25 protein-coding genes are annotated in these 21,468 nt (G+C 54.8%); 4 read left to right on the forward strand and 21 right to left on the reverse strand.

Annotation, left to right across the window (positions count from 1 at the left end; all coding sequences use genetic code 11):
• Positions 1 to 53: 53 nt before the first annotated feature.
• Entirely contained in the window at positions 54 to 1,265 is a 1,212-nt protein-coding gene (locus tag AC07TV_RS18395; RefSeq protein ID WP_494649822.1) for a FlhC family transcriptional regulator, read from the reverse strand.
• Complete coding sequence (locus AC07TV_RS18400) at positions 1,240 to 1,707, reverse strand: hypothetical protein (protein WP_494649823.1); 468 nt, start codon at positions 1,705 to 1,707, stop codon at positions 1,240 to 1,242. The genes AC07TV_RS18395 and AC07TV_RS18400 overlap by 26 nt, the downstream gene beginning before the upstream one ends.
• Before the next feature lie 113 nt (positions 1,708 to 1,820).
• Here AC07TV_RS18400 and AC07TV_RS18405 point away from each other — a divergent pair, with 113 nt between their 5' ends.
• Entirely contained in the window at positions 1,821 to 2,492 is a 672-nt protein-coding gene (locus tag AC07TV_RS18405) for a S24 family peptidase (RefSeq protein WP_494649824.1), read from the forward strand.
• A 2-nt stretch (positions 2,493 to 2,494) separates the two neighbouring features.
• On the opposite strand, the gene AC07TV_RS18410 is transcribed toward AC07TV_RS18405, so the two are convergent.
• From AC07TV_RS18410 to AC07TV_RS18440, 7 genes are all read right to left on the reverse strand, one after another.
• Positions 2,495 to 3,235 carry a hypothetical protein gene (locus AC07TV_RS18410; RefSeq protein ID WP_494649825.1) on the reverse strand — a complete coding sequence of 247 codons (741 nt, stop codon included), beginning with the start codon at positions 3,233 to 3,235 and terminating at the stop codon, positions 2,495 to 2,497.
• A 104-nt stretch (positions 3,236 to 3,339) separates the two neighbouring features.
• Positions 3,340 to 4,353 carry a toprim domain-containing protein gene (locus AC07TV_RS18415; protein ID WP_494649826.1) on the reverse strand — a complete coding sequence of 338 codons (1,014 nt, stop codon included), beginning with the start codon at positions 4,351 to 4,353 and terminating at the stop codon, positions 3,340 to 3,342.
• 153 nt (positions 4,354 to 4,506) lie between these two features.
• The gene (locus AC07TV_RS18420) at positions 4,507 to 5,034 is read right to left on the reverse strand and encodes an outer membrane lipoprotein (protein ID WP_494649827.1); all 528 of its coding nucleotides are present in this window, start codon (positions 5,032 to 5,034) and stop codon (positions 4,507 to 4,509) included.
• Between the two features lie 233 nt (positions 5,035 to 5,267).
• Entirely contained in the window at positions 5,268 to 7,052 is a 1,785-nt protein-coding gene (locus tag AC07TV_RS18425; protein WP_494649828.1) for a vWA domain-containing protein, read from the reverse strand.
• A 206-nt stretch (positions 7,053 to 7,258) separates the two neighbouring features.
• A complete protein-coding gene (locus tag AC07TV_RS18430; protein ID WP_494649829.1) occupies positions 7,259 to 7,435 on the reverse strand; it encodes a hypothetical protein in 177 nt (58 codons plus the stop codon).
• 209 nt (positions 7,436 to 7,644) lie between these two features.
• Positions 7,645 to 7,863: a hypothetical protein gene (locus tag AC07TV_RS18435; RefSeq protein ID WP_494649830.1), complete on the reverse strand. Its 219-nt coding sequence runs from the start codon at positions 7,861 to 7,863 to the stop codon at positions 7,645 to 7,647.
• 105 nt (positions 7,864 to 7,968) lie between these two features.
• Complete coding sequence (locus AC07TV_RS18440; RefSeq protein ID WP_494649831.1) at positions 7,969 to 9,228, reverse strand: DUF3150 domain-containing protein; 1,260 nt, start codon at positions 9,226 to 9,228, stop codon at positions 7,969 to 7,971.
• Positions 9,229 to 9,493: 265 nt separating this feature from the next.
• Between AC07TV_RS18440 and AC07TV_RS18445 the strand changes: the two genes are divergently transcribed.
• A complete protein-coding gene (locus tag AC07TV_RS18445; RefSeq protein WP_494649832.1) occupies positions 9,494 to 9,889 on the forward strand; it encodes a hypothetical protein in 396 nt (131 codons plus the stop codon).
• A 39-nt stretch (positions 9,890 to 9,928) separates the two neighbouring features.
• On the opposite strand, the gene AC07TV_RS18450 is transcribed toward AC07TV_RS18445, so the two are convergent.
• The 9 genes from AC07TV_RS18450 to AC07TV_RS18490 form a co-directional block, all read right to left on the reverse strand.
• Entirely contained in the window at positions 9,929 to 10,168 is a 240-nt protein-coding gene (locus AC07TV_RS18450; protein WP_494649833.1) for a hypothetical protein, read from the reverse strand.
• A gap of 83 nt (positions 10,169 to 10,251) precedes the next feature.
• Positions 10,252 to 10,788: a single-stranded DNA-binding protein gene (ssb, locus tag AC07TV_RS18455; RefSeq protein WP_494649834.1), complete on the reverse strand. Its 537-nt coding sequence runs from the start codon at positions 10,786 to 10,788 to the stop codon at positions 10,252 to 10,254.
• An 84-nt stretch (positions 10,789 to 10,872) separates the two neighbouring features.
• Positions 10,873 to 11,922: a hypothetical protein gene (locus AC07TV_RS18460; protein WP_494649835.1), complete on the reverse strand. Its 1,050-nt coding sequence runs from the start codon at positions 11,920 to 11,922 to the stop codon at positions 10,873 to 10,875.
• A gap of 182 nt (positions 11,923 to 12,104) precedes the next feature.
• Complete coding sequence (locus tag AC07TV_RS18465) at positions 12,105 to 12,521, reverse strand: hypothetical protein (protein ID WP_494649836.1); 417 nt, start codon at positions 12,519 to 12,521, stop codon at positions 12,105 to 12,107.
• Positions 12,518 to 13,465 carry an AAA family ATPase gene (locus AC07TV_RS18470; RefSeq protein ID WP_494649837.1) on the reverse strand — a complete coding sequence of 316 codons (948 nt, stop codon included), beginning with the start codon at positions 13,463 to 13,465 and terminating at the stop codon, positions 12,518 to 12,520. The genes AC07TV_RS18465 and AC07TV_RS18470 overlap by 4 nt, the downstream gene beginning before the upstream one ends.
• Before the next feature lie 59 nt (positions 13,466 to 13,524).
• Positions 13,525 to 14,166 carry a hypothetical protein gene (locus AC07TV_RS18475; RefSeq protein WP_494649838.1) on the reverse strand — a complete coding sequence of 214 codons (642 nt, stop codon included), beginning with the start codon at positions 14,164 to 14,166 and terminating at the stop codon, positions 13,525 to 13,527.
• Positions 14,160 to 14,438: a hypothetical protein gene (locus AC07TV_RS18480; protein WP_494649839.1), complete on the reverse strand. Its 279-nt coding sequence runs from the start codon at positions 14,436 to 14,438 to the stop codon at positions 14,160 to 14,162. The genes AC07TV_RS18475 and AC07TV_RS18480 overlap by 7 nt, the downstream gene beginning before the upstream one ends.
• Positions 14,439 to 14,667: 229 nt before the next feature.
• Positions 14,668 to 14,844, reverse strand: a complete 177-nt coding sequence (locus tag AC07TV_RS18485; RefSeq protein WP_494649840.1) for a hypothetical protein — start codon at positions 14,842 to 14,844, stop codon at positions 14,668 to 14,670.
• A gap of 884 nt (positions 14,845 to 15,728) precedes the next feature.
• A complete protein-coding gene (locus AC07TV_RS18490; protein WP_494649841.1) occupies positions 15,729 to 15,935 on the reverse strand; it encodes a hypothetical protein in 207 nt (68 codons plus the stop codon).
• Positions 15,936 to 16,121: 186 nt separating this feature from the next.
• On the opposite strand from AC07TV_RS18490, the gene AC07TV_RS18495 reads away from it, so the two are divergent.
• Positions 16,122 to 16,775, forward strand: a complete 654-nt coding sequence (locus AC07TV_RS18495) for a hypothetical protein (RefSeq protein WP_494649842.1) — start codon at positions 16,122 to 16,124, stop codon at positions 16,773 to 16,775.
• The gene (locus AC07TV_RS18500; RefSeq protein WP_494649843.1) at positions 16,772 to 18,550 is read left to right on the forward strand and encodes an ATP-dependent helicase; all 1,779 of its coding nucleotides are present in this window, start codon (positions 16,772 to 16,774) and stop codon (positions 18,548 to 18,550) included. Before AC07TV_RS18495 ends, AC07TV_RS18500 begins: the two co-directional genes overlap by 4 nt.
• On the opposite strand, the gene AC07TV_RS18505 is transcribed toward AC07TV_RS18500, so the two are convergent.
• The 3 genes from AC07TV_RS18505 to AC07TV_RS18515 all read right to left on the reverse strand — a co-directional run bounded on the left by AC07TV_RS18505 (position 18,538) and on the right by AC07TV_RS18515 (position 21,393).
• Positions 18,538 to 19,431 carry an EAL and HDOD domain-containing protein gene (locus tag AC07TV_RS18505; RefSeq protein ID WP_494649844.1) on the reverse strand — a complete coding sequence of 298 codons (894 nt, stop codon included), beginning with the start codon at positions 19,429 to 19,431 and terminating at the stop codon, positions 18,538 to 18,540. The two genes, AC07TV_RS18500 and AC07TV_RS18505, sit on opposite strands and share 13 nt — an antisense overlap.
• Positions 19,432 to 19,709: 278 nt before the next feature.
• Positions 19,710 to 20,018 carry a hypothetical protein gene (locus AC07TV_RS18510; RefSeq protein WP_494649845.1) on the reverse strand — a complete coding sequence of 103 codons (309 nt, stop codon included), beginning with the start codon at positions 20,016 to 20,018 and terminating at the stop codon, positions 19,710 to 19,712.
• Entirely contained in the window at positions 20,005 to 21,393 is a 1,389-nt protein-coding gene (locus tag AC07TV_RS18515) for a DEAD/DEAH box helicase (protein WP_494649846.1), read from the reverse strand. The genes AC07TV_RS18510 and AC07TV_RS18515 overlap by 14 nt, the downstream gene beginning before the upstream one ends.
• Positions 21,394 to 21,468 lie beyond the last annotated feature (75 nt).

The raw sequence follows: 21,468 nt of genomic DNA on the forward strand, positions 1-21,468 counted from the left end.
ATAGGCGAAAGATTGTTTTGAGCATGGGGAGGAATCATCCTCCCCTGCTCTCGCTAATTCGCGGTGCTAAATCGGGTGTTTTCGCCGGGCTTTTTTTGCAGGCGGCGGCGCTTTAAATCACCAGGGAGCGGAGGAAGCTCAAGGGAAGCGGCAGGATTGGCGGGTTCAACTCGTACGGCCGGTTCCGGACGTCGGGTTTCAGCAAACAACCGGCAATTCGGGCATGTCTGATCCCCCGGCAGTTCATCGGAAAGAATCACATAGCTGGCATTGCACTCACGGCAACAGATCAGCTTCATTTCGTTCTGCAGGTAGAAGTGAACGATTCCCCGGATTCGGGAGAAATGCATCGTTTCAGGCGAACCACCAAATACACCCAGGTAGTTTCGATACAGAGATAGGAACAGGCTGGCGCCCTGCAAACCGGCCTTCTTCAACCGGCGGAACGTCTTTATGACATAGGCCGCATGGCGACGACGTTCGATTTTTTCGATGTAGTAGAGCGACGTAAACGGGAGGCTTCCCTGCGGGGCTGCCATACCAAGTAGCAGCGGCCACATCTTGCGCGCGAATGCTTCCTGACCAGGTGCGAAGATCTCAACTTCCTGTGGCCGGGCTCCATACATCACCAGCTCAGTAGCAGTTCGCACTGGGCCAATGAGTTCTTCAACAACTTCGTCGATTTTCTCAGCAGACGGGAATTCAATTGGAACAGCAGTGCTGACGCGAACACGGGACTTCGAAACCGGGTTCGGATTGCACATAAAACAGCACTTTTCCGGATGCACCTCATTGCACTGCATGACGATCAATGCGCCACAATCAGGGCAGCGATCGACTTTTAGCGTGCCCATGTCGATGGCGCAGGTCAGCCGAATCAGCTCATCGATGTCAAAAGCCGGATTGGCTACTCGCTCACGCATGTACATGTTGTGCAACTGCACGTACATGGAAACCATAGGCAATTCGGCCTTCACCAAACGACGGTGAAGGCTAATGATCACCGATGAGTCGCGCCGGCGCGCGCTAGTCTCAGTGAAGTAATCGTTGCCCCTGGTTTTTGCGCCCTTACGGTCCCCATGGAAGCGACGGTTGATCTCTTTTATCTTGCTGTCCGAGACTTTCCCGATCAGATTCCTGATTGTTGGGATGCGAGCGCCCCGCGCACATAACTGCACCAGGTCCTCTTCCCTACGGAGGCGTCGCGCGACATCTTCAAGATGTCGAGCTGCCGGTCCCTCAGTCGTTTGCTGCAAGAGCCACATACTGAGTCCTTTCAGCTGGGCTGGCCAGTTTTCCCAACATACGGAAAGCGGTCGTCCCAAGCGGAATAATCCTGAGTGTTCCGGATTGCGATGTTTCCCTAATCTGGGTCATCCCCATTTTCAGCAATTTCGTGCATTTTTCTTTGCTTACGCCGAGATAACTTACGGCCAAACCGGTATCTTCTCGGGCAAAATCACGCGCAATAATTTGCAAACGCTCCACAAGAAGCGGCAAACCCTGGCACAAAGCGTCGGCCGATGCGTCGCTTACGTGGTCTTTAATGGTAAAAAGCAGGAGGTCCGTGGCTGCGATACGCTTCAAAATATCGGGCGATAACGACTTAATGTCGTTAAATGTATCGTCGTCAATTCCAAAACCATCGCCGCACTCGGCGTTCGCAACAAGTTGCAAAAATTCTTCGTTGAGGGAATGGATGTCCATTACGCGCTCGGGAGATATCGTCAGCATTTTTCCACCAGTTAGTAAAAATTAATCTGTGTTTCCCGTCCTACTATAATTGCCCCACTAGTACATCTTCATAACCACTCGGAACCATGAACCTCTTGCAGCTAAATGCCCGCCAAGCTTTCGCTCAGAGCCTTAACAAGCTGCTGGATATCCACGGCCTGCCAGCTTCCAGGCATGGTCGAGTTCAAGCTTTTTCCGACTTGATCAACAGACCGATCAGCACCGCCCACCGATGGCTTTCGGCAAAGGGCGTCCCGGATATCGAAGATCTTTTCCTATTATGTGGCATTTTCGCATGCACTTTAGATGAACTGCTAGGAAGAATTCCCGTTGAACGAGAAACCATTGACATAGATCAAACGAATAGAGCTACCTATTATTCGGAAAACGGGAATGCTGATATCAACATCCCCTCGTCATTCCTACCCTTTGATGATCCGACCCGCCCCCTTGGGATACTGAGAGTGCCTGGCACGGAAATGAGCGGCTATGCAGAACCTAATGACCGCGTGTTTTTTGATTTGACCGACACCGAGGTGCGCTCCGGTGCCGTGTACGTTTTGCGCATCGCAGGCCGATTGGCTGTTCGTCGCCTTCGCATTCGTCTCGATCAATTGATCGACGTCCTGTGTGAGAACTCTCGATACCCGGCTGAAACTATCGAACCGTCCCAGATCAAATCTGCCGACGACGCTACTGCCGAAGACATTGCCGTTCTTGGACGGGTAATTGCGAAATTGAACTTCGACCATAGTTGACGTTACCCAGCTACGCTTTTTCGGATGGCATAAGCGGTAGTGACGATCGGCATCTGCCCTTCGGTCACAACCACGAAAGCCCATTTCGTTTCGTCGTGTACCCAGACTTGTCCCGCATTGCCGTAGCGCTCCAGCATTGCTTGGGCGCGTTCGCCGTCGAATTTGGCCGGTCGCAATCCACTTGTCGCGATCTTGCGCAAAAACCGCCAGAGATCTTCCCGGTCAGCATTGGCTTGGCGTTTTGCAAACTGCTGCAGCGCGTGCGCCGATAGCGCGACTACACCAACGCCTTTCAAGTCGAGTATTTCAGGCAATGGCGCTGCGATAGCCAGTTCTTCAATGTCGTTCTGAGCACGAGGACGAATCCATGAATCGTCCTTTGAGACCTGAATATCGGCCCCAACAAAACGGGTACCGAGAAACCTGGCGTATGGGAATAGATGTGGTTTGCCAAGAGAACTCTCCCTCAGCCCACCAGTCTTTTCAGCGGCTTTCGCCAACTTTTTGATTGCACCTGCCGAAACTGTCAGGCACAGACCTTTGCCAGCTTGGGAAACCCCAAACACGGATCGGTGTTCCAGAATCCACTGAAGAGCGGATAACTCCGCAACGATTTCTGGATCAGCGACGCTTGCTGTAATGGATACTGTAATCAACCCTTGGATCTGGACGCCATTGCGCCAATACACATCCCAAGTGTTCTCACTCGCCCCAGCCCGGCAAAAAGTAGTTAGAAGATTCATGTTGAGGTTCCTGTTTTAGTGCAGGCGTTTTTATCACGCACTTGAGAACCGTCAAGGGGGTAAATTGAAAGATATCGGCAAGGGGGTTTCCCCCCTGCCAATACTTAGGCCGCAATTTTTTGGCCTTTTGAAAGACGTTCGTTCCACACGTCTGCGAAGTCCGTTCCCGGTTTCGAAGGAAGCACCACTGTTACTTTGATGCCCTTCTTCTCCAGCCGAGATTTCAGAATCTCCGCAGCCTCTTGCCCCGCTCGCCGGCCGTTTTGATCAGGCACGTCGTTGTCAGCAAAAATCAACAGGTGTTCCACGTACTCTGGAACCTCCATCGTTTGCATCAGCGTTGCAGACACCGTTGCCCACACGGGATAACCGGTCAGGCAATGGACCGCCAGGGCGGTTTCAATACCTTCGGCAATAGCCAACACCTTTCCAGCAGGATAAAGACGAATTGCTCCGCCTTTCACCCCGAGGCCTGTCATGAGCTTTTTAGGCTCAGGCACCTGGGCTTTTTTCCCATGCTTGGTTAGGTATGTCCGGTGCAGCGATACAGGGCGCCCATCGGGCGCACTGACGACTGCAATCATGGCCGGATACTCCCCGACCTTGACCATCCTCTCTTCACCGCCCTCCCGCTTTGACTCATAGTAGCCAAGATTCGGATGAAGTTTGATGGCCCTCGGAATCGCTGGTAGATCCAGGCCACGAGTACCCTTGAGGTATGCACAAACCGTGTCACCCGGCATTACCCGGAAGCAGGCTTGGGCGACCTTGTTGAGGCTGGCCCGGATTTTGGCCTCATCCCGTTTCTGGGTAGGCTGTGGTGTGTGTTTCACTGCTTCAACCGGCCGATCTCCGAAGTAATCTCGGACGAACTGCGCAGCTTCCGCAAACGTACATTCTTTGTACGACATCAGCAACTTGAAACCGTCGCCAGCGCCGTGGTGGGGATTTCCGCAGAAATAACTCCCCGAACCTTCTAAGTCGTCGAACCTGAATCGGTCCGTACCGCCACATACCGGGCAAGGCCCATGCTTGTTGCGGAGGTGGTCCTTTTCGATACCAGCGGCCATGAGAATTTCCGGCCAGTGGTTCAAGGCAAGATCTCTGACTTCAGCCATGGTGCTTCTCCTGTCTATGCCCCGAACCCGGAGCCCACCAAAGTAGGCCCAGCGGGGTCCACTTTGGTGGGCCCCGGGGAGGGAGCCGGGTTTAGGTTCCCAGAGAAGAAACACCCCCAGACGGGGATGTTTCCCCGTCTGGGTTGAAAATACTTACATGACGTTACCGCGCATCTTCACCACGCGAATCGCTTGTCCCTCAATGAGACGTACGCGATCGCCAGCTTGCAGTTGAGCGGTTTCGCCGTCCAGTTCCTGGACAACAGAAATAACGTCGCCATTTTTCATGGATACGATGATTTCCGCAGAACGCTTGACTTCACGGCCAGCATAGTCGCCAGCCATTTTGCCTGCGAGGCCACCAAGGGTGCCGCCGAGTGCCGAAGCAATCATGCGACCCTTGCCGTTGCCGGCTGTATTGCCAGCAACCCCGCCGAGGATGGCACCCACAGCACCGCCGATATAACCAGCGCTTTGGCTTTCGCGCGTGATGACAACCTCGCGGATGTCTTCGACGACGCCAACCTGAACGCGCTGATAACGACGGGCTTCGGGAGCACCGTATTGATTACCGCCCAGATCACCATCCCAAGCGTGAGCTTGAGTAACAGCGAGCAACCCCAGGAGGGCTGCGATGATCAGAACAGCAGACTTGAAGGAAGAAACGAGAGAATGGTTCATTTTGCGACTCCTGAGAGTTGCGGATAAACCAAGCCCCGGAGGGGAACATGGTTCCCCGCTCGGGTTAAAAAATCTCTAAAAAGGCTGATTGGCCCAGCTTGCCACTTTTAGCCACTCACAATGAGCGACAAAAGATTCCGTTGCCGTGTTGCGGCTTTTCGGTTCAGACGCTCTGCATCTGCATCGAAAAGCCGCCCCGAAGGGCGGAAGCGTTTGCACGCATTTTGAAACTATCAGGCAGCTTTGGCAAGTGTTTCCTGCAGCATTCCAAAAATCGCTACAGCCAATTCACTTACCGAAGAAATCCGTCCCGACTTCGAGAACAGATACCCGACATCGATGTTGATACCGAGCCCCATCACTTCCACACCGGACTGCTCCAGTTTGGCAATGACATCAGCCGTTGCCGACTGACTGTCGGGCTTCCCATCCGTCACTACCAACAGAATCTTTCGAGCCTGGCTGGTCGCGTGCAGATGGTAACCACCCCAGAGAATCGCCTGTGCCATCGGCGTGCAGCCTTGCACACCGACAGCCGGAAAGCGTGCAGCTACCTTCCGGAACGACTCGCCGAAATCGGATATCGTCAGAACATCATCATCCTTGTTGTTGCTCACATGCGGAAATGCAGCTACCGATGTGGACACTCCCTGGACGCCATCCATGGCGAGCGCTACGGCAAGTGCCGCATCACACGCTATCTGAATGTCCCTACGCATCGATGTCGAGCGATCGATCAACAACTGAATGGCAGTATCCTGCTTGTGCCCTTCAATCCGCTTCTCGAACACCCTTGCATCGCCCGTTCGGGTACGCCAGAGGCGCTTTACATCGAGCCGGCTACCAGATCGCCCATTCATGATGGTTGAGCGAGCCTTCGCCTCCAGCAGGCCCTGAAGCTTGCGCCTCACGGCGTTGGTTTCGGCCCGCAGACGCGACAGCACATCTTCACCATTTCCCAATTCCCGATCCAGCGGAATTGCGTCAGGGAGGCGTACCGTCTCCTCTTTGTTTGAAATCGTGTCCAGGGCTTGGGCCAACATCTCTCCCATGTCCATCGACGATTCCCCTGCTCCAGTTCCAGCCAAGAATTCCTTCATGGCTTCGCCTTTGGCATTGTCATCGCTGGCTGCGTCAGCTGCGGCTGCAGAACCAGGGGTGGCTTCCGTTCCATCACCGGCTTGCTCGCCGGCGTCCCCTTGTTCGTTTCCAGCATCCTGATCGCCAGCGCCTGAATTACCACCGGCTTGGTCCTGTTGCTCGCCTTCCCCTTGATCACCGTCACCATTGCCACCGCCGGCTTCCTGCTCCTGCGGTTGCTGCTGTTCCGGTTCCGGTTTCTGGTTCTGCTCCTGGTCGGGCGCTTGCTCCGGAGGAGTCGGGTTTTCCGCTTCCTCTTTGAGCATCACCAGAATTTGCTGTGCAAGATCCACGCAATCAGCCGTGCTACGGCATTGCATAACCTCGAACATCATTGCCGTCAGTCGCTGGAACGACGCACCCGGCATCATCGGCTTGATGATGTCAGCTGCGGCAATTGCCAGAGGCCGAAGAGCGATCTGTCCAAGAACGTCGGCACGCAAGCGATACAGTACGTACCAGAGCGCGCCGGACAGGCCTTCCTTTTCCGAAATCGGACTGAACTGGCCGTGTTCGACCATCGCTCCCACCATGCGTGCCAAAACTGCGCGAGCACCTGGGTAACGATTGATTTCAGCCTGCTCACAACGAACGTCTTCCAGAATGTTCGTCATCTTCTTCAAGACGGGATCCGAGATGGCTGCGTCAGAGAAGTTGGTGAAGTTGAAATGCGTATCTTCATGAACGATCCCACCAAGCGCCAAGGCGCTTGCAATGCGGTCATCCAGAGGAAGATCAGGAACATGCAGGTGCTTCACGCCAGTTTTGTCTACCGACGATTTGAACCCTGTTGCTCCAAAATGAAGCTTCAAGCCGAGGTCATCGGCAAGCAGCTTTGCCGTAATCGGCAATGCGCCCTCGATCAGGCGATTTTTCATGGTTTCCTCCAGAGAGAGTCCGGGAAATACCATGCCCCACCTGGGGAACGGTATCCCCTGTGGGTTGAGAAAATGCTGGCTTTGACCACGATGGTCCCGGCTGCCGGCTACGGTTGCGGAGATCTCTCTCCAGGCAAATCAACTTTCACCTACCCCGAAGGCAGGCGGAAGCAGACTTCATTCCTTTTTGAAGGCAAATGCTGTCGCTAGCTGACCAGTTCGAAAGGCAATTTTACCTTTGCGACCCGATATTTGTCGGCCGAGTACTTGTGTTGCCCGATTTCTTGGTCGGCAACTTCAAAGTCCACGTGCGGACCACTTTCGACGCCAACAACTTGGTTGTTCTTGACCTTCACTACAAAGAACAGCTCGAGTTCATCCATGGTTGTGTCCTCATGATGCCTTCGGAGCCGCCCCCGAGGGGACGGAAATCCCCTTGGGCGTTGTGATAGTTATCAGCCAACGCTGAAACTCTCGAAATATTACGTATTCCGGTGATTGGTGCGATTGCGGTGAATTACCCAAGCAACCACACCAAGACCTGCAAACACCAGAATCAACAGGATTGCTCCTATGACCTCTGCTTGGCTCATCAGATTTCCTCCAAGAGTCCTTTGAGATAACCAATGATAGTCCAGACCACAACCAGAACTACCGTGAGAGCTACCAGCTGTGCGCCGTCTGGGATGGTTACCCCTACAGTCACAACGTTGAGCCATTTCTCTCCTGCAAGCAATCCATAGCCAGCAAGAGCAACATCATTGAGCTTGTCTAAAGCCCAATCTAATCTTTTTTTGTCTTTTTCTTTCATACTGATCTCCTTTGGGGGTTATTTCCGCTCGGAAACCAGCCCCCGCAGGGAAGGCTGATCCCTGCGGGTTTATTGTTTGACTGACCATTGCTGGCCAGGTACTGCTTAGAACCTGATTCGCTGGAACGGCATCGACTTCGGCGGCGGCGGAATCATGGTCGGCAATGCCGCTTCCACTTCCTTCACCACTTCAACGACACGAACCATCGGGGTTGCAACGATCGGTGCTTTGACTTCAGCCGCGGGTGTCTCCACCTCGGCTTGTTCGGCACTGACCGCTTCGGTCACCAAAACCTCTACCTTGACTGCTGCCTTGACGGCTACAGCTTCAGGCTCGGCTGCGGTTTCCGCTTTGACTTCCGGGGCCTTCTGTTCCGGTTGCATTGCTGCGCGCGGAACAACCGGCGTGTCGTCGAACAGATTCGGCTGATGAGTTTCCTCGACAACCGTTGCTTGAACTTCGACTTGCACAGCTTCCGCCTTGGGCGTTGCCACACCCCACGTCATCGCTACCGGACTTCCGTCCAGAATCGCCTGCCCGTATTGCTTCATTCGCTCGCTGTCGCTGAGTGTCAGAATCAAGCCGTGCAGGGCCGTCAACGCCAACCCTTCAATCGGGGCATCCCCCGGCATCTGGCTCACCGTATCGTCGATTGCGGTTATCAGCGGTCCGACACGCTTGTCGAGGAAGGCCAGCCCATTGAGCTTGCCCCTGATCTTGCGAATCGGAGACAGAACCCGGCGATTAACTTTCGTCTTGCCGAGCAGGCTGTCTTCGAGGACCTTCTGTGCCATCTCTCCAATTTCCTTGAAAAGACGGCCAGACAGACCTCCCGCTTCCTTGGTCATTTTCTGGTTCAGACGGCTATCCGGATTGTTTTCGTCCGGAGTGCTGATCTTCGCCGGCGTCCAACCATAGCGGATTCGATCCTTGACCTCGTCCACCGGAATTGTCGCTGCACGAATCCACTGCTCCCAGCCAGGATGTTTTGCAATCCAGCTTTCGAGTTCGCCCGTGTAGGTGGCAATGAAGTCGGCCTTCGCGACATCGAACTCGGCGCCAATCTTGTCGAGTTCCTTTGCCAGTTCGTCGGTTGCCGAATCAGGGACGGCGTAGCCCCCCATGAAACGAATACCGACACGACCGCAGGCCACATGTGCCCGCTTTTTCAATGCCTCGAACTTGGCCAACGCCTTCGGGTTGAAAATCTTCTTCGAACCGAGAGATGCCAGATCCTTGGGCGGAAGGGCGTCGCCCTGGGTGAGCTTCAGATCCTCCGTGTGGAGTTTCTTTCGCGCCCCCCACAGGGAAATCTCTTCCAGGGAAAAGCAAACGACTTGCTGTAGAACTTGTTGTGCTTGCATGATGCACTCCTATGAGAATTGCGGGAGCGCACCATCCCCAATGCGGGGACGAGTGCCCCGCGGGGGTTAAGACTTGAACGCTAGCTTTGACCACAATGGTCCCGGTGCTGCCAGCTACCGGTTCAGGCTTACGCCACGAAAGTTCTTGCATCATACCCGTATATTTTTTGGAACCCAATACACGGCGAATGGGCATTGATAACGATGCTACGTCTGTTATGGTTGTAACAAGGTTATCCAATACTCACTACCGGAGATAAATTGCATGAAAACGCTTGTTGCTGCTGTGTCTGCCCTGATTCTTGCGGCTTGTTCCCAAGGCGGATCTTCCTCAATCGCAACGACGCCCGAAAGCGTTGCCATGGCCTATATGGAAAGCGTCATTCGTCATGACAACGACGCAATGAAAAAGGTCGCTCGCAACGGATCGCAAGCCGAATCGGCATGGGCTTCCCGTTCTGCCAGTATCGAACGCCTGCAGGCCGACCCGAAGGCCGGTACCGTTGGGTTCAAGAACCGCGGCTGTGCTGACCGCTCTGACAAGACCGTCTGCGATTTCGTCGTTACTACCGCCGAAGGCGATTCGTTGTCCCTGGCCATCCACGTCAAAAAAGATGGCGCCGGCGTACTCAAGGTTGAAGATGCTCTGGCTGGTCGGTAGTCCCGATACCTCACCCCTTGCGGGGTGAGGCGTCAGAATTCACGACAGAACCGGTGTGAAGATTTGCCGCGTTGCAAAAGCATCCTCTTCCACGATTTCTCCCGAGCGAGTATCGACCAGGAACATGCCGTCGTAGGACAACGACAGTTCCTTGCTTCCAACAATGAAGGCTCGAGCCGACTTTCCGGCGACTTGCGCTTCCTTGACCAACTCGGGCATTTCGTTCGGGTTGGATACTTTGATCATATTGCCGAAGCGGTTACCTGGCATTCCGTACATGGTGTTTCTCCTAGTCGAAATGGGGCCCGCTCGTCCCATCCGGGACGAGTAGCCCCGGATGGGTTGATTGCAGTTACGCTGAATTAGCAGGTACGACGGATGCGGCGATGAACGCTGTCGATGTCGAGGTGACAATCCACGAAGGGAATATCGTCGCCCAGATCGTCGAACGACGGCTTCGGCTTCGGTGCATTACCACCACCGCCACCAGCACCACCGGAGTTACCGGCCGGCCGCTGATCGTAGCCGTAGTCGCCCTGATCGGAACCGCCGCTGCTGCCGCCGCTGCGGCTACCCAGCATCTTCATTTCATCGCCACGAATTTCCGTGGTGTATTTCTCCTGGCCGTCCTTGTCGGTCCACTTGCGCGTGCGCAGGCTTCCCTCGATGTAGACCTGAGAACCTTTTTTCAGATACTGACCACACACTTCGGCCAGCTTGCCAAAGAAGGAAATTCGCACCCACTCGGTTTGCTCCTTCTTTTCACCCGTTTGCTTGTCCTTCCAAGTGTCGGTACATGCAATGCTGAAATTGCAAATTGCGTCGCCGCTGGCGGTATAGCGCATCTCCGGATCACGACCCAAATTGCCAATACCAATCCATTTGTTAACTGATGCCATTATGTTTCTCCAAAAAATAAACCCCCGATCAGGCACTGCCTGTCCGCGCACGGGGTAAATGAATACGTCCGCGACAGACGGGAGTTAGATCTTCGAAACTGCCCAGAGCTTTTTACGCTCTGATTTCCCATGAACCATTACGGTGGTCCAACCAACGAAACCCAATTCGACGCGCTCGCCGACCTGGACATTCGCTTCCGTAATGACTCGTTGCAGGTCATTCCCCCACAGCGGATGTTCTGCTTGAAGTTCATCGTCATGAATACGAACGCAAAAGTGCTGGATTTCACGCTTCCCTTTTTTGGGATCTTCCAACACCCGCGGCTCGAGTCCGTAACTGACCAGTGTTCCACGATACTTGACCTCGAATTCCCGTTTGCCACGGGGTTTCTTCCACTTCGGCTGATCGGCCACCACCGGAGCTGCAGGTGGCGCAAACTGCTCGTAGGGGTCGCCTATATCGCGTTCCATTGAGGCATAGTCTTCGTCGGAAAAGAAAGCCGGCATGTCAGGAGGCATGTCCGCAAAGGGCATATCTTCCATGATGGGCATTTCCATTGAATCGGGAATGCCAGCTTCCAAAAGCTCAGGCACCATCGGGGCTTTCGCCACTTTGGATGCAGTCGCCTTGTTTTCCGCTGCTGCTGCAAAAATTGCTTCAGCTTTTGCACGCATGATGTTTGTGGCATCCGCGAGCGATTTGCACTGTTTCAGGTTCAGGAGAACGGTTTTGCCAATTGCCTTGTGAAGGGCCTTGGAAGTCACCGTCAGTTTCCCTTTTACCGTGCCGCTCTGTTCGTGAAAACGGAAAACGACATAGCCTTTCTTCAGCTCGATCCGACGAATTTCAGATTCCACGATTTCCGGCTCATCCCAGTCAACCACCGGCGCCTTCGCGCTGTTGATTTCCGGAGTAGCCATCGGGGCAACCTGAATAACTTCCTCAGTTTTTTCGTCTGTTTCTACCTTCTCCCCGCGTACCCGATCAATCAGGCGACGTACCGGCCAGGCGAATGACTTGCCGACGCAATACACCACCAGGCCGATCAGGAAGCTGGTACCAGCAAACAGAACGTAGATCATCCACTCCCAGAAATCGAGGCGTGGCGGATTATTGCCTTTGGTTTGATACATGATGCTCCTCCGAAAAAAATGGGCACCATGTCCCGCATTCGCGGAACTGGCACCCGCGCTGCGGTTAAACGAACTGCTGACTTCGACCTCAATGATCCCGGATGTCAGCTACGGTTGCGGAGATCGCTCTCCAGACAAATCAGCTTTCCCCTGCCCCGAAGGCAGGCGAAAACTGACTGGTGTCAGAATTTGATCGAATTGACGGCGCTTCGAATTCTGGGAAGGATCAGACCTAGCTTTTCAGCGAGATCCTTGCCTTCTTCGGAGAAGCTACGTCCCAGGATTTGGCTCACAGTGGCAGAAGTGGCTGGCAGTGCCTGCCCACTCATATCGACAACCGGCTGACCGAGAGTGGCAGCAATTGCCGCCGCCACCCACAGCCCGATTTCACCGTGCCGGTTTCGAACCACGAACGTCATGGCTTCACCCACTGTCTGCACAGTCAGCAACGGTTGGTCGCCATCGGATACCCCGACAGCAAGACCTCCCGCTACCTTCTGTACCGACAGGGCTCTGCCTAGCCGCTGGACAACAGCTTCGACTTGCTCGGCTGTCGTCCCTTCGTTTGTCACCGTTGCCACGACCTGCATAGCAGTCATGCAGCGACCCCAAACACCAGGTCAACCACATCGTGAATCGCCTTGGCCGTTTCGCGGCTTGCTCGATTCGTTACTGCGCGCTGCAGAGCGTAGTGCTCCGGCTTTTCCACCTGCGAGAACATCATGAACAGGGCTGCCCAACGCTTGAGCGAACGAGTCGACAACGTAATATCGATCGCTCCCGCATCGTCCGATTCTCCGCAGTACAGATTGCGGACACGATTGGCCACATCCACCATGCGCTCAGCAAACATCAGAGCCACGGCCTCATCTTCGATGCCTTGCTGCATGAGCACCTTCTGAACCAGTGGAGTTTCCTCCTCGGGTTTCGGGTACCCCACGCGGATCGTGTAGAACCGATCTTGGTTGGCTGCATCCTGGGTATTGCGCCCAAAATAGCCGGCGCCGATATCCGCTGGATTGGTTGCCGCGAACACACGGAAGCCCTCTTTGGGACGGATCGCCTCACCCGTTTCCGGGATATAGAGCATTCCGCCTTGCAAAAGGGCATTCAGGCCTGTAGCCACCCCCGGATCCAGAACGAAGTATTCATCGATCAGAACAGAGAGGCCTTCCTTGGCAGCTCGCGCGACCGGCCCATAGTGGAATTCCATCCCACCGGAAGCAGTCGGAACGAAGTGCCCAATGAGGTCGGCGATTTCCATTCGCGGATGGGCCACCACGGTCAGTAGCGTCAGATTGAGCCGTGCATGCCATTGTTCAATCATGGAGGTTTTACCGCTCCCGGAATGACCAATGATCAGCATTGCCCGCTCGCCACTTACCCAGAAACCCATCATGTCGCGGATCAGATCGACCCGGAACTTGTAGTCCGGATCCACCGCAGGGGTGAACTCGGTCGGCTGATCATTCCCGACCACCGTGATCCCGTCAGGAATCTCGCTGGGCAGGGAAAATGTTGCCTTCAAATCGAAATTGCACATTCTGATTCTCCGTAAATAACTCGGAGAACCCCTCCCCTTCGGGAGAGGTCCCGAAAGGGTTAGTAGGGTGTGTTGAACTTGCTAAGCGCCTGCTGCAGACAGGGGGTGTCTTCCCCATCCAGATACAAGAAACGCTTGGCCACGTCCGGAATCGCACGACGTACGAATGCCCGGTAATGGGCTGGATCATGTCCTTGAAGCTTGCAGCAGAAAGCAAAGCTGAAGGCAACCTGGTCGTTGTAGACAATCGTTTTGCGTGGCCCATTGGGCGTTTGCTTCACGATCTCAGCAACGAAATCCGGCTCGAACATCCATTCAAGGATGTCCATCTTCTCGGTCGGATTACCCTTGGCCGCAAGGGCTTTCAGGCTTTCCTCAAGCAACACCGAATGAAGTTGCAGAATTCCATCGTTGGTCCAAACAACCGGCTCATCGATTTCAGGCCCGACGCCAACGGCATCAGGTCCGACCGTCTCCATGACTACTTCGACGGACTCGCGATTTTCAGCAAACCAGTCCCACATATCCTCGGTACTCAGAGGAATCTGCAAGGCTTTGAGCGCTTGTTCCCGTAATCGTTTTTCCTTGTTCCGTTGCAGCGTCGCGATCCTCTGCTGACGCTTCACTTCCCTGGGCATTACGAGTACCGGTTTGATGGGGATGTAGGTCGTTGCCAGCAAGCGAGGTTGTTGGTTCAGCATAGCTGTCCCTCCCTCTCAATGCGTTTGCGCTCCAGCGTGTGGGAGCGCTTGACCTTGGCCACTACGGTTTTGAAGGGCTTATCGAGGATTTTGACATCCACGAAACGCCCCCTGCGGCTATCACCGATTTTCTCGATGACTGCCACGCCATTACCCGCAATGGTTTCCCACACCAAGGTGCGCCGGTTTCCCGGCCCCTGGATCGTAGCTGTATTCAGGACCGGATTCCGTCCCTGCCATTCAGCCACTGTTAGCCAAATTGATTTCGGCATGGTGGTTCTCCCAAAATTTTGGGGGACCACTCCCCTCCAGGGAACGTGGTTCCCCAGGGGGTTTAATGAAAAAAGACCCGTTAAGGTCTTTGGCTATGCTGGATTTCGGTTACCCGTTTGGCGGCCCCAGCTGGTCATTTGCCAAAAGAACTGTCGGCTACCGCTATCCAGAAACGACTCATCAATCGGTTCTGGATAGCGCCGGCGTTGCCGCCGGTGCGCCATCGTTTTACTGCCACTCCCTTGCACGATGCAGACCGGTTTTACGGAGAGCATTGCGCAGGCGGTGGCGCGTTTCGTTATCGGTCTTGCCCTGCATCAGGCGTTCGTGCAGTTCGCACGCCTCAACCATCGGCAGTTTGCAGTACATCTGATGGACCTTACGAGTTGCGTTGGTGGTTTGCATGGTGAGCTCCTGAGTGATTGTTAGGTCACTGCGGGAGGTACCTGGAGGTACCCCTGCAGCCCTAACGATCCCATGAGACCGTTAGGGCTACAGGGGAAAACCCCTGTAGTCGTTCAAATGCTCAGCCAAAGACACGGCGCTTCCACGCAATCGCGGGGATGGCGGCAGCGCTACCAGTGGCGATACAAGCGATAAGAATGAGCGACATGATGTTTCTCCGGAAAGTTGGGCCGTAGCCCGTTAAAAACCTGTCTCCCGGTGGACATCAACCCCGCCGGGGAAGATGTCCCCGACGGGTGTGGAATTCTGGCCCCCGCCGAGCGGGGGCACTGGCCAGTTGACCCGCCATTCCGAAACGGAACGTGGACCGGCAACGCGATTGCCCCTTAACGCAGGGTCACGGAATCACAAGCCTTGCAAGCAAGGTCTTACAGCAACTCAAGAACACTGCACGGAGCAGGAAGGACAGGCCAATGGCCCGGTGGGATCAAGAGATCCTCTCTGAATGGCGGCTCCAAGACCGCAGGCCTCTTAGGAGGCAGTGGTGCGCAAAGCACCAGCTTTTCGGGAGACACAATGCCTCACCAGAAAAATCGTCTGACCACGATATCCAGTTGAACTAGACATCCTGATCAGCCGTCTCTCCGGCAAATCTCTTTGGCTTTTTGGAAGATTCGCGGGCCTGCGCTCACAATGGGGCAGGCCCGACGCTCTAAATAGAATCCTGCTAGGATCACGGCCACCGTCGCGGCGCGTTTCTGAATATGCTCGAAATGGCGCAAGTTCCAGCTACTCGACCACCGTCATGAACGGCGATGTGGCTACTGTGCCGATTTCCAAATCGGCTGTCAACACCAATGTTAAGGGTCTTACAAAATCGCCCATTACTGATTGGTCAGATACTTCGCAGCCTCCACCATGGCAATCTGGGCACCAATGGCCTCGCGCTGCTTTTGCAGTGCATCCCCGCATTTCTCATAGTCGCCGGCTGCCGAGTGACGCAACGCCTGTTCCTGTAGGAGGTTGATGTCGCCATGCAGTTTCTTGATCATCGCATTGGTGACTTCCAGTAATTCTGAGCTCGTAGCCATGCCGTGTTCCTTTAATTGAGGGAAATAAAATGGAATCCGATTCTACCGGCATCACCCCTCTCTAGCACAACGGCAACATGTACCGCCCGTAAATCATCTATCAGATTCACGGGTTTTAGCACCGCGAAAATCCGTTCACGACTCCGTAACGTTGAGGCTCCGTTCCATCAACTATCGGAGTTTTCAATGGATTCCACCGCGAAAGAAGAATGGCTGCAATCATTCCAGGGCGCCACACTGGTCCTGGAGCCGGAATTTGGCAGCCCCAAGGTCAATCACATGTTCAAGCGCAATTTCGACCATCTGGGTCGTAACGCGTTCTTCATTTCGGTACGTGGCCGCATCATGCTCGGCGAAGATCAGGTCTCCTTGGCCGAAACCCACGTCTATGATCGCATCGCCGAAATCACCAAGGCACTGGACCGCAAGATCGAAGCCGCCAAGGCCGTCATGCTCGACGCCGGTATTGCTGTCATGGCCAGCTACAACAAGCCGATTCAACATCGTGCTGTTGTGGTCTCCCCGATGCAGACTCACTACATCAAGCTGCTGAAGAAAGCCGATGAACTGCTGATGTACATCAACACCCTGATGCTGCATGGCGAGATGGCTGAGCGTGAGCATTCCAAGCGTGAGCTCGAAATCAAGCAGCACATGCGCACCATCCCGAGTACCGTCCGCAAGGTCACCATCGGCCTCCGCAATCGCCTGACCGAAACCCAGTCCAAAGAAGCGGCCAAGGACGCTCCGAAGGCTGCCGATGGGGCCGGTTCCGCCGGCGAGGCTTCCACTACTGTCGCCGAAGCTGTTGCCGAACCGGCTGTTGCTGAGGCTGCGTGATTCAACTTAACCCCGAGCAACAAGAGGTAGTCGACCATGACGGCCACAGCCTGGTGGTCGCCTGCCCCGGCTCGGGGAAGACCCGAGTCATCGTAGTCAAGATTGGACACATTCTGTCCAAGAATCCTCGATCGCGGGTGTGCGCTGTAACCTTTACCCGCGATGCTGCCAACGAACTGAAAAAAAGGTTGGTCAGCGACATCGGCGCCGAGATCGTCAATAAGCGGACCCGCGTCGGCACATTCCACTCACTCGCTATTCGCCAACTCCGCGCAAGCGGCCAGGTCGGCAAAGTTGCCAGTCCCGCCGAACAGCAGATTTTCGTTCAACGAGCCCTCGCAGCGTCCGAGGCTGAAATGACCTTCGAAGAGGCCGTTCAAACCATCGAGACGGTCAAAGCTAGCCGCACCCCTGTCCCGGAAGAAGACTCCCCCCTGTACCAGGCTTACGCGAATCTGCTCAAGCGCGCCCAAGTGGAGGATCTCTACGACGTCCTCAAGAAATCTCTCACGCTGATGCAGCAAGGCGTCGTTCCCGCATATCCGGTCGAATACATGCTCGTCGATGAGTTTCAGGATACCGACGAGGTACAGCTGGCGTGGGTACTTGAGCACGTCAAGGCAGGCACCCGGGTTACCGTTGTTGGCGACGATGATCAATCCGTCTATTCGTTTCGTCGTGCGCTTGGGTACCAAGGCATGGATCGCTTTCGGACGGCCACCGATGCAACTCTGATATCGCTGGGTACCAATTACCGCTGCCGGAGCGAAATTCTGTCAGCTGCGGAAAAGTTGATTTGCCACAACGAAGAGCGAATCGACAAGGCTCTGAAAGCCGCCCGGGGACCAGGTGGTGGCGTTACCTCGATGCGCTACAGTTCGCGTCCGAAGGAGGCCGAAGCCGTCATTGAGGCGATCCTTCCCCACATTATTCCGATGCATAACGACCCGTGGTTCACCTACACGGTACCGGCTGGTCAATGGGCGGTATTGGCTCGCAATCGTCGAACCCTGGATTGTGTCGAAGAAGCTCTGCACTCTCGGCGCATTCGCTACGTGCGACCGCCGTCGGAATCGATCTGGACCCGACCGCCTTTCGTCTTCTTCATTTCCCTGCTCCGCTCTGTTCAAACTGGATCTGCGGACGGGATTGACCAAACACTCCATTACTCTGGATTTGCGCAGGAACACATTGAACTGATCCACGACGCCCTGCAACCGGAAATGTGGCGTCTACTGGATGGGCAGTTGCCCGCACTGGCTGGACTGCCCGACGACCTGTCAAAAACCCTGAAGAATTTTTCGACCTTGGCGGCCGGCTGGCGATCGCAGGCTCGCCAAGGCAACTATCGCATGGCCATTCTTGGAGTCGCGGAATGGTTCAGTGAGCGCATTCGGAATCCGGATGAGAAAGAACTATTTACCACCCTTGCCGAGAGTGTCTGCCGTCTAAACGGAAGCCTGGCTCAGCGCGTCAATACGCTGACTTTGCCGTCCAACGGCTCCAGCGAGGACGATGAAGGCCCCAGTGGGGTTTCTTTGATGACGATGCACGGCAGCAAAGGGCTCGAGTTCGATAACGTCTGGATCATCGCGTCGGAAGACGGCGTTATCCCTTCGCCGAAGAACCACGTCTACGACGAGGAACGCCGCCTCATGTATGTCGCGATGACTCGGGCAAAAAATCAGCTGTACATGTCATCCCGGGTCACCGAGCAGCCATCGCCCTTTGTTGTGGAGTCCGGCTATGACCCCCGCAACGCTCAGTCTGCCTGATCCGAATCCGCCGCGTATTGCATCCCCTGGACCATCGCAACATTGGCATCGCGGGCGCTGATGCCAAGTTGCTCCAGCTGCTCGTACATTTCGCACTCGGTTCCGTTTTCACAGGCCTGCGCAAACTGCAGTAGCGGCGCATACCTGCCCTCTCCCAAGAGAAGCGCGTCTGTAACCGACTGATCAAGCGCCAACGGTGCAAGTACAGTTTCCATCGTTACACCAAGAATTCGGTCAACCATAGAGAAAGCTCCGGTGATGAATACCGAATCCCTCTCGTTTTTCGGGATTCCGCTATAGCCAGCCAGTAGTTCCATCTGCCTGCCACGGGTAACGGCAATACGATAAAGCTCCGGAACGGCAGGTTCCACGCTTGAGTGCAGAAGGAACATCGACAGCCAGCGCGAGAACTGCCGGTATCCGAGCAACATGATCGCTTGCTCGAAGTTTCTGAATCCTCCAAACGCGGCCAGAGTGATCTTTGCGCTGTTCAAATATTTGAGAAGATTGTACTGAAGAGCCGGGTCAGCCTTCATCGCGGCGGCGACGTCGGAAACGTCGGCATTCCGGGTCAGCAATCCAAGGATCTTGATAACTGTTGCCTCGGTCGGGGGCAATCGCCGCTTCTTCTGGACAGGACAGGAACCAAGACTTTCCCAACCAACGTTATAGCGTTCGCCCTTGTATAGCACACTGGTGTCGGCATCTGACTGATTCTCGAGAACAGACACGTTGTCCGGAAGAATAATCTTCTCAAGGCCATCGAGAGATTGGACACCGGCAAACTGTACCAGGAACGTCCTGTTGATTTTCCCAAGCGTATCCGCGACCGCATAGAGTTCCTCTACACAATCAACCTGTGATCGATCCGGCGAGTACATCGTAAGCCGACACATCGGCCAGCGTTTCTTGTGGTCGACTACGGGATCTCGCCTGATCAGCACAGGGGCTGATGTGTCCGATCTTTCAACGTTGTGCTTCGTTTTACTCACCTATACGTCCCAATTTTGCCGTCTGTCCCGCGACGAATCGAAGGTGCAAGATAATACGCTGCTGACGCCACGCTGACTAACAACTTCATCACGGTTTGCTGTTCTGAATATAGTCGGAAATGCGAATTATTTGCACATGTCTTATAGCACGTGCCGCCCACGCACGATTATCTTTCCAGTAGGTCATCAGGCCTTAGGCGTATTCCATAAAACAAAGTCGGCAGACGCCCATTTTGTTGATCGCCATCCTCTGACATGTCTCCAAAACCTCGTGCATAGGCATCCTTCTCGGCTAGTTCGAAACCGTCTCGCTCCGCTTCTACCAGACGCAAACGATCAATTGTTTCACGCTCGTACTCCTCCGGCGGGGAAGTCAGATACAAGAACATGTATCCCTTCCCCCCCTCTCTCGCCAGACGACCGCGAATCTGATGCAGTTGACTCACGCCGTAGCGTTCTGCATCAACAACCATCACCCCCCGAAGCCCCTTGATCGTCACACCCACTTACGATCACGGACGATGCCACCAACACTTTCCGATCGCCGCGCTTAATTGCTTCCAGGGCATCAAGTTTCGCCTGCTCACTCAAGCGACCATGAAGCATTGCTACCTGCCCAGGGAACAAACGCTCCCAGTGCTTTGCCGCTGCGACTACACTTGATTTGGGGCCACCGTCATCGTCCAACCGTGGATAAATGATGGCAATCTGGCCACCTTTTTTTGCAATCTCCCCCAGGAAATCGAATAGCTTCTCCCTGTCGGCCGGTGTCACCAGACGGGTAACAATATCTTTTTGGACGGGGCAGGTACGAAGAACCGACACATCCATGCCTCCGTGAGTTGCAATTGCTATAGTCCTCGGGATTGCTGTTGCCGTTGCTTCGAGAAAATTGGTGTGCTCGGCCAGTAACGCCTCTCTCTGGCCGCGACCAAGACGATGTTGTTCATCGCAGATCAGAAAATCCGGTACCAGATTTGCTTTCCCCATAGCCGAAATCAGGGCGGTAGTGCCTATAAGCAAGGCCTCTCTTTGAATGGACTTCTTCGCGCCACTTGTTACCAGAACACTCCTGGTGCCAGGGAAATAGGCGTTTGCCTCGTCGGTCAGTTGCTTTGCCAGAAGAACATTCGGGCAGATGATCGCGACCACAGAGCCCGCTCGGATCGCCGCAATGGCTGGTACCAGAAATGTCACTGTTTTGCCGGTACCGACGTCTCCCGACAGTAGTCGTCGCATTGGGACTGGCCCCTGCAAATCGGCCACAATTTCCCCAATTGCCTGACGTTGGTCCCTAGTGAGCGAATAGGGCAAACCACCGATCAGATCTGTTAGCACCTCATCGTTCAGACTGAGACATGAGGCAGCGGCCGGCGCTCGATCCTTCACCTTCCGTGCCATGTTCTTGAGGTGAAACGCCGTGATCATCCTCGCGTCGTCCAAGGCCCGAAACGCCTCTTTCAGATCCGGTGGTTGATGCAGCGACAGAAAGAACTCTGTGAGCGTTCGATATCGACTACCAATCCTGGACAGGATGTCTTCCTCGTGGAGGCCTATATCTTCGACCAACGCTTGAACGCCCGATGAAATCCCTTCCTGTAACACCTCGCCAATGGCCGTGCCAACCGCCTCGACGGAAGCTTTCCCCCGTTTGCCGCGATACAGGGCGTTCATCTTCCCGACCAAATGATCTGGGATCAATTCGGGGGACTTCAGCTGAAGTTGTCCACTCCAGACTTCTGTTTCCGCAAACACTGCAACGCTCTGCCCTTCTCGCACTTCTTTCCAGGGGAACACTGCACCAAACACGGTCATCCAACACTCGAATCCAGTTGTGTCGACTACGCGCATCGATATCCGGAACGGCCTTTGATCGGCATACCTGCCCATTGGGATACCATCGCGACTGTAGTCACGTCTCGATCT

This window comes from Azonexus sp. GW821-FHT04F04, from assembly GCF_059420025.1.

Bases quoted from the DNA above. Each gene is read 5' to 3' on its own strand.
- AC07TV_RS18395 (WP_494649822.1), bottom strand. From the start codon at position 1,265: ATGTGGCTCTTGCAGCAAACGACTGAGGGACCGGCAGCTCGACATCTT.
- AC07TV_RS18400 (WP_494649823.1), bottom strand. From the start codon at position 1,707: ATGGACATCCATTCCCTCAACGAAGAATTTTTGCAACTTGTTGCGAAC.
- AC07TV_RS18405 (WP_494649824.1), top strand. From the start codon at position 1,821: ATGAACCTCTTGCAGCTAAATGCCCGCCAAGCTTTCGCTCAGAGCCTT.
- AC07TV_RS18410 (WP_494649825.1), bottom strand. From the start codon at position 3,235: ATGAATCTTCTAACTACTTTTTGCCGGGCTGGGGCGAGTGAGAACACT.
- AC07TV_RS18415 (WP_494649826.1), bottom strand. From the start codon at position 4,353: ATGGCTGAAGTCAGAGATCTTGCCTTGAACCACTGGCCGGAAATTCTC.
- AC07TV_RS18420 (WP_494649827.1), bottom strand. From the start codon at position 5,034: ATGAACCATTCTCTCGTTTCTTCCTTCAAGTCTGCTGTTCTGATCATC.
- AC07TV_RS18425 (WP_494649828.1), bottom strand. From the start codon at position 7,052: ATGAAAAATCGCCTGATCGAGGGCGCATTGCCGATTACGGCAAAGCTG.
- AC07TV_RS18430 (WP_494649829.1), bottom strand. From the start codon at position 7,435: ATGGATGAACTCGAGCTGTTCTTTGTAGTGAAGGTCAAGAACAACCAA.
- AC07TV_RS18435 (WP_494649830.1), bottom strand. From the start codon at position 7,863: ATGAAAGAAAAAGACAAAAAAAGATTAGATTGGGCTTTAGACAAGCTC.
- AC07TV_RS18440 (WP_494649831.1), bottom strand. From the start codon at position 9,228: ATGCAAGCACAACAAGTTCTACAGCAAGTCGTTTGCTTTTCCCTGGAA.
- AC07TV_RS18445 (WP_494649832.1), top strand. From the start codon at position 9,494: ATGAAAACGCTTGTTGCTGCTGTGTCTGCCCTGATTCTTGCGGCTTGT.
- AC07TV_RS18450 (WP_494649833.1), bottom strand. From the start codon at position 10,168: ATGTACGGAATGCCAGGTAACCGCTTCGGCAATATGATCAAAGTATCC.
- ssb (WP_494649834.1), bottom strand. From the start codon at position 10,788: ATGGCATCAGTTAACAAATGGATTGGTATTGGCAATTTGGGTCGTGAT.
- AC07TV_RS18460 (WP_494649835.1), bottom strand. From the start codon at position 11,922: ATGTATCAAACCAAAGGCAATAATCCGCCACGCCTCGATTTCTGGGAG.
- AC07TV_RS18465 (WP_494649836.1), bottom strand. From the start codon at position 12,521: ATGACTGCTATGCAGGTCGTGGCAACGGTGACAAACGAAGGGACGACA.
- AC07TV_RS18470 (WP_494649837.1), bottom strand. From the start codon at position 13,465: ATGTGCAATTTCGATTTGAAGGCAACATTTTCCCTGCCCAGCGAGATT.
- AC07TV_RS18475 (WP_494649838.1), bottom strand. From the start codon at position 14,166: ATGCTGAACCAACAACCTCGCTTGCTGGCAACGACCTACATCCCCATC.
- AC07TV_RS18480 (WP_494649839.1), bottom strand. From the start codon at position 14,438: ATGCCGAAATCAATTTGGCTAACAGTGGCTGAATGGCAGGGACGGAAT.
- AC07TV_RS18485 (WP_494649840.1), bottom strand. From the start codon at position 14,844: ATGCAAACCACCAACGCAACTCGTAAGGTCCATCAGATGTACTGCAAA.
- AC07TV_RS18490 (WP_494649841.1), bottom strand. From the start codon at position 15,935: ATGGCTACGAGCTCAGAATTACTGGAAGTCACCAATGCGATGATCAAG.
- AC07TV_RS18495 (WP_494649842.1), top strand. From the start codon at position 16,122: ATGGATTCCACCGCGAAAGAAGAATGGCTGCAATCATTCCAGGGCGCC.
- AC07TV_RS18505 (WP_494649844.1), bottom strand. From the start codon at position 19,431: ATGTACTCGCCGGATCGATCACAGGTTGATTGTGTAGAGGAACTCTAT.
- AC07TV_RS18515 (WP_494649846.1), bottom strand. From the start codon at position 21,393: ATGCGCGTAGTCGACACAACTGGATTCGAGTGTTGGATGACCGTGTTT.